Annotated in this window: 9 protein-coding genes and 1 tRNA gene; 4 read left to right on the forward strand and 6 right to left on the reverse strand. The window is 40.0% G+C overall.

Annotated features, from left to right (window positions below):
* Positions 1-169 precede the first annotated feature (169 nt).
* Entirely contained in the window at positions 170-5,599 is a 5,430-nt protein-coding gene (locus H6G79_RS18010) for an ATP-binding sensor histidine kinase (protein ID WP_190590787.1), read from the reverse strand.
* A gap of 613 nt (positions 5,600-6,212) precedes the next feature.
* Here H6G79_RS18010 and H6G79_RS18015 point away from each other — a divergent pair.
* Positions 6,213-7,397 carry an NAD(P)H-quinone oxidoreductase subunit H gene (locus H6G79_RS18015; protein WP_190590786.1) on the forward strand — a complete coding sequence of 395 codons (1,185 nt, stop codon included), beginning with the start codon at positions 6,213-6,215 and terminating at the stop codon, positions 7,395-7,397.
* Positions 7,398-7,687: 290 nt separating this feature from the next.
* Positions 7,688-7,963, forward strand: a complete 276-nt coding sequence (locus tag H6G79_RS18020) for a DUF5132 domain-containing protein (protein WP_190590785.1) — start codon at positions 7,688-7,690, stop codon at positions 7,961-7,963.
* 25 nt (positions 7,964-7,988) lie between these two features.
* Here the strand turns inward: H6G79_RS18020 and nblR are convergent, their stop codons facing one another.
* The 4 genes from nblR to H6G79_RS18040 all read right to left on the reverse strand — a co-directional run bounded on the left by nblR (position 7,989) and on the right by H6G79_RS18040 (position 11,286).
* A complete protein-coding gene (nblR, locus tag H6G79_RS18025; protein WP_190590784.1) occupies positions 7,989-8,675 on the reverse strand; it encodes a response regulator transcription factor NblR in 687 nt (228 codons plus the stop codon).
* Positions 8,676-8,993: 318 nt separating this feature from the next.
* Positions 8,994-9,911 (reverse strand): NAD(+) kinase, encoded by a 918-nt coding sequence (locus H6G79_RS18030; protein WP_190590783.1) that lies wholly within the window; start codon positions 9,909-9,911, stop codon positions 8,994-8,996.
* A 118-nt stretch (positions 9,912-10,029) separates the two neighbouring features.
* Complete coding sequence (locus H6G79_RS18035) at positions 10,030-11,019, reverse strand: SDR family oxidoreductase (RefSeq protein WP_190590782.1); 990 nt, start codon at positions 11,017-11,019, stop codon at positions 10,030-10,032.
* Between the two features lie 162 nt (positions 11,020-11,181).
* A complete protein-coding gene (locus H6G79_RS18040; RefSeq protein ID WP_062294992.1) occupies positions 11,182-11,286 on the reverse strand; it encodes a PetM family cytochrome b6-f complex subunit 7 in 105 nt (34 codons plus the stop codon).
* Between the two features lie 261 nt (positions 11,287-11,547).
* On the opposite strand from H6G79_RS18040, the gene pdxA reads away from it, so the two are divergent.
* Together pdxA and H6G79_RS18050 are read left to right on the forward strand one after the other, a co-directional pair.
* The gene (gene pdxA, locus H6G79_RS18045) at positions 11,548-12,645 is read left to right on the forward strand and encodes a 4-hydroxythreonine-4-phosphate dehydrogenase PdxA (protein ID WP_190590781.1); all 1,098 of its coding nucleotides are present in this window, start codon (positions 11,548-11,550) and stop codon (positions 12,643-12,645) included.
* Between the two features lie 44 nt (positions 12,646-12,689).
* A tRNA-Val gene (locus H6G79_RS18050) sits at positions 12,690-12,763 on the forward strand.
* Positions 12,764-12,923: 160 nt separating this feature from the next.
* Here H6G79_RS18050 and H6G79_RS18055 read toward each other — a convergent pair.
* Entirely contained in the window at positions 12,924-13,682 is a 759-nt protein-coding gene (locus H6G79_RS18055) for a helix-turn-helix domain-containing protein (RefSeq protein WP_190590780.1), read from the reverse strand.
* Between the last annotated feature and the right edge of the window lie 205 nt (positions 13,683-13,887).

Below are 13,887 nucleotides of genomic sequence, written 5' to 3' on the forward strand. Positions count from 1 at the left end.
CATTCATTTTCTGTGTTATCACTTTCAATCCATAAAAAATTCATAAATACAATATGAAAAAACAATACACATTTCCTTTTAGGAAATGTGTAAAAACAATTTCAAACTAATAGAGACGTTGTGTACAACGTCTCTATTAGTTTGACTGTAAATTGATGTCAATTATTTATTAACCAGAAATAGGAATAGAAATGATAAATTCCGTGCCTACCCCTAAAGCTGACTCACAAGTTAAACTACCATTATGATTATCGACAATAATTTGCCGACTTATAGATAAGCCTAAACCTGTACCCTTACCCACATTTTTAGTAGTAAACAAGTGGTCAAAAATAGATGCTTTTACTTCGTCCGTCATACCTTTAGCATTATCTTTAATTTTAATTACTACCTGTTGCTTCGCCTGATCAACCCCGGTTTTGATAGTAATCGTATTCGTAATATCTGCTGAGTTATCTGCTAATTGTCGGGAATAGTAGGCTTCTTCTAAAGCATCAATGGCATTAGCCAAGATATTCATAAAAACTTGGTTTAGTTGTCCTAAGTAGCATTCTACTGAAGGAATGTTGCCATAGTCTTTAATAACTTGAATACCAGGATGATCATAATTAGCTTTTAAGCGATGTTGTAAAATCATCAAGGTACTATCAATTCCATCATGAATATTGGCTGATACTTTAGATTTAGTATCCGCGCGAGAAAATGTCCGCAGAGAAGTACTAATTTCCCGAATCCGTTTTGTCCCTGTTTTCATCCCATCAATCATTTTGGGTAATTCTTCCAACAGGATATCTATATCTATTTCTTCGGCTTTTTCATCAATTTCATCGCTAGGATTGGGAAAATTAGACTGATAAAGTTGTAGATAATCAATTAAATCAGTTACAGCATCTTTAGCTAAATCGAGATTGCCAGAAATAAAGCTAAGTGGGTTGTTAATTTCATGGGCAACCCCAGCGACTAAATTACCTAAAGATGACATTTTTTCACTTTGGATAATTTGTAATTGTGCTGCTTGTAAGTCCTGGAGAGACTGTGATAATTGCTTTGATTTATCTTGTTCGTTGGCATATAGACGAGCATTTTCAATGGCGATCGCCATTTGAGAAATCAAGACTTTTAAGACTTGCACTCTTTCAGGCATAAACGCCCCTGTGGACAATTTATTTTCTAGATAAATAATTCCTGTAATTTGTGATTGATAAATAATTGGCAAACAAAGAATTGATTTGGGTTTTGCTGCTTGGATATAGCTATCAAGGCTAAAAGGTTCAGTCGTGGCTGCATCATTTAAAATGAGATTTTCTTGGGTGCGGAAAACATAATTAATCACAGACAAAGGTAACTCTAGATAGCTATTGATAGGCAGTGATTGTAAAACTGTTACCATATCATCCACAGCATTACCCGCAGCTTCGATATATAGCTGATTTTCTTTTACCAGTAGTAATACGGCTTTTTGGGCGGCAGCATTTTCTAGTAAAATTTTGATTAACTTACTTAACAAGTTTTCTAAGACAATTTCATTGGTAATTGCTTGAGAAACTTTAATGAAGGTATGTAAGTCCAAGAAATCGTTTAAACCACTACTGGTAGTAGTGTGAGTTGTAGTACGAACGACATCTACTTTAAGAGCAGAATTATCAGGTGTGGTAGTTTGTTTAACCAGAAAAGGATATTTGACTTCTAATTGTTTAACTTTAGCGATCGCACCCCAACGAATACAGGCATAATAAGCCTTAGTAATGTAAGTTTGCTGAATTAATTCTTTCCCTACAGACTGATAAAACTCACCTGCTAACTGGTATGCTAAAGCCTCATCCAACAGATAACCATTAACTTGAGCTTTTTGAATAGCCAGTTCATAGTAATCCATCGCCTCCAAATGGCGCTGTAAAACTCTCTGTATTTCTGCTTCCACCAAATAAAATTTATGTAGGTGATTCATTGGTGCATGAGTCGCCCAGAGTTCCATTTTTTGCTGATTATTTCTGACTTTTTCTAAAATCTCAGTCTGTGTTGCTTCGGAAGCTGTTTGATAATTTGCCAGTTTTGCTAATGAATCATAAAAATAAAACAAGGGAACTACAAATAATCCAGTAACACCACCTAATGATTTTTCTGCCATTGCTGCATACTCGACAGCAAGCTGATACTCACCAAATAAATAAGCCAGCATCAGCTTATTAACAAACAGGTGATTCATGGTGTACAAATCATTTACCTGTTGATGAGTAGGTAACATCACTTGCTCATCGTAAGCTTCGCCCATTAAATAGTAAACATTCTCTGGACTGCCTTTCAAATTCAATACTGTTTGCAGATATATAGAATTCCAAGTAAAGGCGACTTGTTGTTGAATTTTTTTCAGTGATTCACAATAAGCAACCAGTTCTTTTTCTAAAATCCAGAGTTCTTTACCCAGCCAAAAAGAGTGATAAGGATAGATATATCCACAATAACCAGCATATTCTAAATCTCCCGTTTCTAAACCAGTGGCAAATCCTTGTTTAGAAGTGATTAAGGTTTCTTGAATATGCTCTTGCCAGTGCATCACATGGGCGCTGACTACTGTGAGAATTTTTGGTTTTAATTCTTCAGCATTAAATTGTGAGACTACATTTAATGCTAATTTTCCAAATTCATAGCCAACATCAATTTTGCCTTGAACTCCGCAAAGCAGTAATCCATATAAACTGTAGCCATAAGCAGAAACAGATGTATTGCCATATTTTAAGGACAAAATCACCATTTCATAGGCGATGAGGGGCATTAACTCAGGTGCAGTTTGAAAGGCTGCGGGGAGGACTCCCATCAAAATTCTCATTGCTGCGATCTTTTGGGGATCGGTCATTAATGGTAGGTTAATTAAATCTGCGATCGCTTTGGTTTGTAAATTAGCAGTAATCTCCTCTACCCTGAGTTCATATTCCACGGCTGTTGGTTGCTCTGGAATTTTAATTCCCAGTAACTCTAAAGTTGATAATGCGATTTGAATTGCTTTTCGTTGTTGTTTATGAATAATCGAGGCGATAATCTGCACTTCATAGACATGGACTTTATCGAGTAAAGTTTGCGCCTCCAGCAACACAACATCAGCCCATTTCAACATCTGCTCAAAGTTACCACCCAAATGAGCAACTTCCGCACCACCTTCATATAAACTTAGTGCTAACTGATATTCTGTTTGCCAAACATCTGTGCTTAACAGTTCTATGCCAATTTTGTAATACTTCAAAGCTGCTTCATAAGCTGTAGAAGCTTTCGCCTTCCGTCCTGCAATTAAATTAAACTTAGCTAATTCTGTCTTTTGTGATTGCTCAACTATGGAATTAACCCCGACATTTAGCTGATTAACTATGTCAAAAATATGAGCTTCGATTTCTGCTGGAGGGATATTTTTGACAAGCAACTGACCGATTTTTAAATGAGTATCTTGCTTTTGAGATGCTGGAATTAACGAGTAAGCAGCTTGTTGTACTCGGTCGTGTAAAAATTTATAACTAATTGTAGAAGTTTCAAATTTTAATTTGACAGCCTCTTCTTGATTAAAAACTAAGGGAATCCGGTAACTTTCATTTAAAGGAAGAATCAAACCAGCTTGTAACGCTGGGTATAATTCATTAGCTGTGATAGAAGGCGCTTTTTCATTGATAATTGTCAACACATCTAGGCTAAATCTATCACCGACACAAGCTGCTAATTTCAAAATTTCCTGAGTAGCCGGAGGTAGTTTTTCCAAACGACTAGCAACTAGCTCGACAACATTTTTATCAGTAATGCCAATTGCTTGGATTTTGTCTAAATCCCACTGCCATTGTTGACTATTAAAATCAAACAATAATAAATATTCTTGATAAAGTGCTTGCAGCAATTGAGTCAAGAAAAACGGATTACCACCTGTTTTATTAAAAATTAATTCGGCCAGTTGAAAAATCTGCTGTTTAAATGCTTGAGATGTCACATCCTGATTGCTGCTATGGCGGCTTGCTTGTAGAGTCTCAGCAATTATTTGGTTAACATGATGTAAATCTAAAGGTTGTAAAACCAGATTATTGACAATTGTGCCGACATTCTGAATTTCAGTGATTGTCTGAATTAAAGGATGGGTGGGGCTGACTTCATTATCTCTGTATGCGCCAATAAATAATAAATATTTACTGTTGGGGTTTGTGGTTAGTAGTTTAATTAAGTTTAAAGTAGCCGAATCTGCCCATTGTAAATCATCTAAAAATATGACTAATGGATGTTCCTTCTGAGTAAAAACCTGAATAAACTCTTCAAAAACCCGATGAAAGCGATTTTGCGACTCGGCTGCACCTAATTCTGGGATTTCTGGTTGTTTGCCAATAATTAATTCAACTTCGGGAATCACATCAGTAATTACCTTACCGTTTGTTCCCAATGCTGCTAATATCTTGCTTTTCCAGACGGCGATTTTTTCTGGATTTTCTGTTAACAAACAGCGTACTAAATAGGTAAAAGCCTGAATCAAAGAAGCGTAGGGTATATTCCGCTTGAGTTGGTCAAATTTACCCGAAATAAAGTAGCCTTGCAGTTGGGTAATAGGTTTATTAACTTCATTAACTAATGCAGATTTGCCAATCCCGGAATATCCAGAGACTAGCATAATTTCACTAGTACCAGCATTCACTCGCTCAAAGGCTGCTAAAAGTTCATTAACTTGGGTTTCTCTACCGTATAACTTTTGGGGAATTAATAACTGACTTAAAATATCTAACTTCCCAGGAATAAAGTTAGTAATTTCCCCTTTAGTTTCTAATTGTTCCAGACAATTTTCTAAATCAACTAATAATCCTGTTGCACTTTGATATCTATCTTCGGCATTTTTCGCCATCAGTTTCATGACAATTTCTGAAACTGCATCGGGAATGTCAGGATTCAATAACTGAGGATTGACTGGCGGAACTGCAATATGTCGGTAAACAACTTCTAGGGGATCTGGGCTGACAAATGGGATTTGCTGAGTCAGCATTTCATATAAAGTCACGCCCAGGGAATAAAAATCGCTACGATAGTCAAGAATGCGATTCATTCTTCCTGTTTGTTCAGGAGACATATAAGCCAGTGTCCCTTCTACACAATTAGGATTGGTAAATTGGGGAGTTTCTTTATTTAACCGCGAGGCGATACCAAAGTCAGCAAGTTTAACAGTATTGGTTTGTAAGTTAATAATAATGTTGCTGGGTTTGATATCTTTATGAATAATTTGCTGTTGATGAAGATGTTCTAAAGCTTTAGTTAATTCGATGGTAATTTTTAAAGATTGAATTAAGTCAAGAGTATTTGTTTGGACAAATTGAGCTAAAGATTGACCACCAAAATCTTCGAGTAATAGTCCGACACGATGCTCAAAATTTTCTAAACTTATAGCTTTAACAATGTAGGGAGAGTCTAAAGTCTGTTGAATCAAATATTCGTTTTTGAGGCGGGTAAACGCTTCTAGGGTGGGATATTCTTTTTTCAAAAGTTTGAGAATTACTGATTCTGTAGTTACTGGTGTGTGCGTGCGATAGATAATCGTTTGCAGTCCTTCATGGAGAGTGGAGAGGATAGGATATTCTGTAAGATGTGGCATTGGTTTTTAGTTTTAAAGGAACACAAATTAAAATAAAATCTGCACTAGTTATGGAAGAGTTACTGGTTTAATTATTCCCATTGTTCTAGCAATAATCACAATCATGTAAGTTATTAATGCCTCATATCAGTTTTTTGATTTAAAACTTGCAGGGAAAACTGATAAAAATATACAAAGGCAGATTTTAAACAAACAATTTTGGCTTATGGGAAGGTTAATTAAATTCAGTAAATTACCCAGTTTTTTGAGAAGATCACCCTGACACTCAATTCTAAGTACGATGTTGCTGTAAAAGCTACTGTGCTTGTACTTAACCTATTGTAAAGAGAGCGATCGCACTTCAACACAACCAGAGTTGAAAAAATTCCGATGCTTGAATTTCCGGCATCTCAAGCTCCATATAATAGTTGAAGAAGTGAAACAAAACGAAACATCGTAAAATCTCTCTGCTGCCACATCTTCTCCAACAAACTCCGGTATTGACAATGGATGCAGGCTTTACCCGCAAAATATTGTCCTTACAAACTTAACTTTGGCAGACACGATTTTATCGGTCTGGTTGGCATCTACGCGGTTCCTTTCAATTTTTGATCATGGGAGAACACGGAAATTTATGGCCAGAATAGAAACCCGTACTGAACCAATGGTGCTGAACATGGGGCCACACCACCCCTCAATGCACGGGGTTCTGCGGCTAATTGTCACCTTGGATGGCGAGGATGTCATTGATTGTGAACCGGTGATCGGCTATTTACACCGAGGTATGGAAAAAATTGCCGAGAACCGTACCACTGTTATGTATGTTCCCTACGTTAGTCGCTGGGACTACGCAGCAGGAATGTTTAACGAAGCTGTCACAGTTAACGCCCCCGAAAAGTTAGCTGGTATTACAGTCCCCAAACGCGCCAGCTACATCCGCGTCATTATGCTGGAACTTAATCGCATCGCCAACCACTTGCTATGGTTTGGCCCGTTCCTCGCTGATGTAGGCGCACAAACTCCCTTCTTCTACCAATTCCGAGAACGGGAGATGATTTACGATTTGTGGGAAGCAGCGACAGGCTACCGTATGGTAAATAACAACTACTTCCGCGTTGGCGGTGTGGCTGCCGATTTACCGTATGGTTGGGTAGATAAATGTGAAGAATTTTGCGACTACTTTTTACCTGTAGTTGATGAATACGAAAAGTTAGTTACCAATAACCCCATCTTCCGCCGTCGTATTGAAGGTATTGGTACAATTACCCGCGAAGAAGCAATTAACTGGGGGTTATCTGGCCCAATGTTGCGTGCTTCTGGTGTGAAGTGGGACTTGCGGAAAGTTGACCATTACGAATGCTACGACGATTTTGACTGGGAAGTTCAGTGGGAAACCGTCGGTGATTGTTTAGCCCGTTATATGGTACGGATGCGGGAAATGCGCGAATCTGTGAAGATTCTCAAGCAAGCCCTGAAAGGATTACCAGGCGGCCCCTACGAAAACCTAGAAGCGAAACGCCTAGCTGCTGGCAAAAAATCTGAATGGGATGATTTTGATTACCAGTTTATTGGTAAAAAGGTTGCCCCCACCTTCAAAATGCCCAAAGGCGAAATTTATGCCCGTGTGGAAAGCGGTAAAGGTGAACTAGGCATTTATCTGGTGGGTGATGATAATGTCTTTCCCTGGCGCTGGAAAATTCGCCCCGCAGATTTCAACAACCTGCAAATTCTACCTCACTTATTGCGGGGTATGAAGGTCGCAGATGTTGTGGTCATTCTGGGCAGTATTGACGTAATCATGGGATCTGTAGACAGATAAGCAATGATTATTGTAGGGTAGGCATCTTGCCTGCCCTAACACACCAAGTAATTAAAGCACTTTTCAGTGGTATAGCGTTTCTCAGTTGAACGCAGTACAAGTAGATAGGGATTAGAGGCTAGAGGCTAGAGAAATGTACCTCACTGGAATGAAAACCGCTATATTCAGAGTAGTAAAATTAGCTTCTTGGCCTCTGTTACATTACTTTGCATCTGAAGGCTGATTTGCCTGAGTACTAACAAAAAAGAATTAAAATAAACTCAGGTAAAACCAGGGAGGTGAACATAATTATGTCGATAAAACTTTTACCAGACCTTGGAGATTTAGCGGAAGGACTAGGAGTTACAGGTATTGTTGGGGTTGTGCTAGTGCCTGTATTGTTGCCAGTAGTAGCTGGTGTTGGTAGACCAGTAGCCAAAGCAGTTGTGAAAAAAGGGATATTGTTCTACGAAAAAAGCAAAGCTGCGATCGCAGAAGTCAGCGAAGTCTGGGACGATATCATTGCTGAAGCTAAGGCAGAAGTTGGTGAAGAACGGATGAAATCTGCCGAACCCAGAGAAATCTAAGCTGCGTCACCAAAATCTGAATTATTTACGACTCCCGCAAGACATATCCCACACCCCGCACTGTTTGAATCAGGCGTTTTTGACCTTCATCTTCAATTTTCAGGCGCAGATAACGAATATAAACTTCAATCACATTTGACTCACCCATAAAGTCGTAACCCCATACATTTTCTAATATTTGTTCGCGGGTTAATACTTCGCGGGGATGTTCCATTAAGAACTTCAATAACTCAAATTCTTTCATCGTTAAATCAATTACCCGACTATTTTGAATAGCGCGGCGGGTTGAAATATCTAAAACTAACTCCCCAAAGCGCAACTGTTCTGTCGTATCAATATCAGGTTTTAAATACAGGCGAATTAGCTTTAAAAATTCTTCTGGGCGGTAAGGTTTGAGAATATAATCATCCGCGCCAGCTTCTAGACAAGCTACACGGTCATCAACGGTATCCCGCGCCATTAACACCAGCACCGGAGAACGCATCCCAGTACTTCTGATATTTTTACATAAGGATAGTCCCGATTCGCCTGCCAACATCCGGTCTAAAACAATTAAAGCAGGTTGACAATCACGGCTATATTGCAAACCACTGGCGGCATCGTGGGCTAAAATCGCATCATAACCAGCTTCTTGCAAATCAGAAGATAGCTGATTTGCGAGGCTTTCATCAGTTTCAATCACCAACACACAGGGACTGTGAGCAACTGTCATAAATTTTAAGTCAAAAGTCAATGGTCAATGGTCAACAGGAGTAGCACTCAGCACTTGCCAATCACTTTGTTTTTCAATTCTATTTATAAATCAGTAATTCGGGAAAAAACCCAAAGAAACAATTTTGACTATAGTAAAGGTTGTCTATTGATAATGGGTGTCAGGGTTTAGGGGTTTAGGGGTTTAGGGGTGTATGTATCTCAAACCCTTACACCATTCGGCTGACGCTCACGGCGAAGCCCCACACCCTGTCACCCCTACACCCTGTCTTCACAGACAATCTTGGTGCGTAAGTCCTCAACTATTGACCATTGACTATTATGGCAATTCCACAGAGGTGGGTTTGGCGATATGCGGTAGACCCCAGCCGAGTTTTTCCCGTAAGATGCGGAAAAACTCTGGTGGTTGTAGACGAATAAACCGGACACTATATTGCGATCGCTCTAAATATACCCGATCTTCCGAAAACACATAACAGCCGCCATTGCCATCGACCACCATCACCAAACGCGGAATATTGACTGGATAAACATTTACAGTCTCCGTATCTGGGAACACCAAAGCCCTGGAAGCTAGGGAGTGAGGGCAAATCGGTACTAACTGTAAAGCTGGTATCCCCGGAGTGACTACGGGGCCACCTGCACTGAGGGAATAAGCCGTAGAACCTGTAGGTGTCGAAATAATTATGCCATCTGCGGCAATATCCACTGGCGCGTGACGACCAATAGCAATTTCAAAATGACACATACTAGTTAACGGTTCTCGATGCAGCACCATTTCGTTTAAGCATAGGGCTTCCCACAATACCGACTCTCCGCGCAATACTTTCACAGTCAGCATTGCCCGTTCTTCAATTTCATACTCACCCGCCATTGCTTGTTCCAGGGCTTGGGTAAGTTGATTGAGATAAGTTTCTGTTAAAAACCCCATGTGGCCGGTATTCACTGTTAACAAGGGAATACCCAAGGGCGCAACTTGACGAGAGGCAGCTAAAACAGTCCCATCTCCCCCCAAGACAACTGCAAACTTCATGTCTGAGTCAAACCCAGGGGGTGTTAAACCATCAATTGGAGTGTGGCATACGGGACTTTCGGGATTAGCGTAGCCCAGTATTCCACCGATGCTACTGGTGACACATACATCCCAACCCGCAGCAGTGAGTTTCTCTTCTAGTTCGATAGCGACACGACTGGCTATCGGTTTTAAATCATTGTAGATAATGCCTGCTTTCGGCACATTCAAATATCCAAACTTTTAGCGATGCTTTGTACTATGTAATCCTGACATATTTTGAGTCCGTGAGCAAAAGTCAAAAAGAGGCTAGGGACTAGCATTTTTTACTCAGCACGATTGACTATTGACTATTAACCTTTTTAAATGGCGATCGTTTGTCTTTTTGCTTTTTGGTCTTGGTTTTTTCGTAGTTTAGCTCTTTGAGCTTTTTCATAATTCTACTAAAATACTCTTGTAAATAAACTTCGAGAGTAGTTGTTTCTTGTTGATTTAAGCCAAATACTTGATACACTTCATCCATTGGGGCGTTTAATGGTCTGCCACTGGCCAACACTTCTGTAAACGCCAGCCTATCTGCCACATTCCATCCCCACTGAAAGAACCGGACACATCGGCGTACAGTCCGCAATAAGTTTAACGGCATTCTGGTGACTTTGGCATCTTTACCAGACAAGCGTTCACATAAGCTAATAATTTCTTCTGCACTCCAAGCACGAGTTCCCACAACTGGGAAGGCTTGTTTTTCTGTGGCTGGTACAGTCAAAGCCCGCACAGCAAATTTCGCAATGTCTTGAGTATCCATATAAGCAATCGGTGATGACTCACCAGTTACCCAAACTGGCTGTGCTTCTAAAATCGGGATACCATATTGACCAATTAGCCCCTGCATAAAGCCAGCTAACCGTAAAACTGTGTAGTTAAGCCCCGATTCAGCTAAAAATAATTCTGTACACCGCTTAATTTCCATTAGGGGTACTTCGGGGTATTTTTCCGCATCAATTATAGAGAAGAAAATAAAACGTTCCACACCAGCCGCTTTGGCTGCTTGAATTAAGGCTACTTGCCCTTCCCAGTCTACCTGCTTGATTGTTAAAGAATCGGTGGCACGGGAAGTAGCTGCATCAATAATTGCGGTGACTCCTTCTAGGGCGGCTGGTAAGGTTTCGGGGTAACACAAATCTCCGAGAACGAGTTCCGCGCCCCACTCTTTGAGAAATGCCGCTTTTTTACTACTGCGGACAAGACAACGCACTTTATACCCCTCATCGATCGCACGACGAGCCACTTGTCTTCCTAAGGTGCCAGTGGCACCGACTATTAGTAATGTCATGAGGGCTGTATTAAATCTTAATGTTTTATGAAAAGAATCTTAACAGAATTATATCCGTAAACAAAAGTTTACACTTTTCTTAGAAATTAATTAATACCCGAAAATTAAGAAAACAGCGTTGTCCGTTGTGCGGACACGCTATTTTTTCAGATTCCAGAGAGATTATTCTTCTGCACCCTGAATTTTCAGCAATAAAGCACCTAAAGCCCAACCCACGAAGATTAAACTAAAAGCCAGAAAAGCTGTACTGAAAATTTCGCCACCCATTGTTGTGTGTCTCCTTTGTGAATCGTTTGTCATAATTCTAAAGGCTAACCTTTAGATTGCATATAATTTGGGCTGTTTGTTGCCATCTGGTAAATCAGGAGTAGAAGTTTTACTTTTACCAATGACCCCAGATAGACTGAAGTTACTCAACAGCTACCGTTGAATTAGACCTGTGTAAACAATTCTAAACTAGTTTGATGGTTAATCCCGATGATTGCGGGATCAAGGCAATTCCATGACAAATCGAGATAAATTAGCCTTATGTATCAAAGCGAGCCAAATCTCATAGCCAAATCACACAAAGTAATTCGGCCTCGATTAGCACTAACATTGGGAGATCCCGCAGGAATTGGGACAGAAGTAATATTAAAAGCTTTGGCTGATCCAGAAGTAACTCAAAATTGTGATGTCACGGTAGTAGGAAATCAAAATTGGTTAGTGCAGACTTATGACCAATTAAATTTATCGGGTAATTTAGTCGCCTTGGCAAATCCCCACAGCTTAAAAGTTATTGATGTGCAGTTGCAGGAAAATCTCGATGAAATTGTTCCAGGTGTGGGTAATGGGGTGAGTGGTGCGGCGAGTTTTGCTTATATGGAATATGCGATCGCCCAAACATTAGCAGGTGAATTTGATGGTATAGTTACAGCGCCCATTGCGAAATCGGCTTGGAAAGCCGCAGGTTATAATTATCCTGGTCAAACAGAACTTTTGGCAGAAAAATCAAATGTAGAGCGATATGGGATGTTATTTGTAGCGCGATCGCCTTACACTGGTTGGACAATCCGCACCCTGTTAGCTACAACACATATTCCCCTACGCCAAGTAGCAGATACACTCACACCCCAATTACTCAGCCAAAAACTAGATTTATTGGTAGAGTGCTTACAAACAGACTTTGGTATTAGTAAACCGAGAATTGCGATCGCAGGTTTAAATCCCCACAGTGGCGAACAAGGACAACTAGGAACCGAAGAACTCGATTGGTTGATTCCTTGGATTAAACAAGAACAGCAAAAACACCCTCAATTGCTCTTAGAAGGGCCAATCCCTCCCGATACAATGTGGGTGAAACCTGGTCAAGCTTGGTATGGTAATTCATCCATCCAGAATCCAGCCGATGCGTATTTGGCACTGTACCACGACCAAGGCTTGATTCCTGTCAAACTCATGGCCTTTGACCGCGCCGTGAATACTTCCATTGGTTTACCATTTGTCCGCACTTCACCCGACCACGGTACAGCATTTGATATTGCAGGTAAAGGAATTGCTGACCCCACCAGTATGAAAGCCGCAATTCAATTAGCCTCTGAGTTAGCCAGTACTAGAAGGCAAGATCAAAAATATCCTTATGCTTGACTATCTAGATAAATATGCGCTATCCTTGTAAATTGTGTGGTTAAGGACGTATAGCTCAGTTGGTTAGAGCGCTACGTTGACATCGTAGAGGTCACTGGTTCGAATCCAGTTACGTCCATTTGTTGTACAGTGACTAATTATTTGTTGTTTTGTGACTTAAAGCATAACTTTGCCGCAACGGCAACTTTATGGTTGAAAACTCACCCGGCAAACTTATGGTTGAAAAAGTTGTCATTTAGTTAAACCTAGTTGTTGGCCTTATTGAGTTCCTAATCTTTCTACTCCAAGAAATTTGCTTGTACTTGCTGCAATGTAGCACGTACTTCTTTGTATCTCAAGTATCCAGGCTTAGTCATTGACTCGGATACAAGTTTTTCTGTAGGATATATGTCCTCACTGCATAGATCAGCTGCAATCTTTTTAACTTCCTTGCAAGACAGTTCTATATTTTCCAGACGTAATGCTTTACGGTAGTTCAGGTATTGGGTAGAAATATCCTGGCATAATTGCGGAAAATGCTGAAAAATAGTTCTTCTATCATATCCAAGTCGTTGAGCCACTTCTTTCATGGTTGGTGGGAACATCTCGTCACTCGCAAGTACGGCTAGTAAAGCATTCTGTACCTGCTCTGAGTCAAACAACTTTGGGGATATTCTTGTTGTGTGCGATCGCTTTTGAGATTGGTTTGTGATTCTCTTCAGAGAAGTACCAATATTTTCTGATGTGAGGAAATCTAATAAAGTGATTCCCAGAAAGTGGCAGATTCGGAGAAGTAAATCGATCTGGGGTAAAGTTTTCCCGCTTGTCCACATCCATACTGTATTCTTGGGTAGCCCAAGTAAACGGGCAAAACCTGCTACATTACCATCTGAAACTATCTCTATAGGTATACCAAGGGATTTTGTAATATTTTCTTTTAGTGGTGGAGTTTCCAAATATGGAGTTGCAGCAATTAATTCTCCAATTACCTCTGCTACCCAAATTTGCTGCTGCAACTCCTCTTTGGATAAAAATTCTTGCTGAAAAAATTCATCCACTGAGGTTTTACTGTAATTTATACCCAACCATTTGCCGCAATTTGAGCAGTATCCTGGTTGCGATCGCCAAGTGAGCAGGGGTATTGATGCTTGGCAATGAGGGCATATATCCTGAAGGAGCTTATGATGGTAGGGACATACTTTAAAACTACTGATATTCCAAACTAAAGGCTCATATATAGTTGAGATCAGTAATAATATTGTG

Source organism: Anabaena sp. FACHB-83, assembly GCF_014697485.1.
Lineage (GTDB): Bacteria > Cyanobacteriota > Cyanobacteriia > Cyanobacteriales > Nostocaceae > Nostoc_B.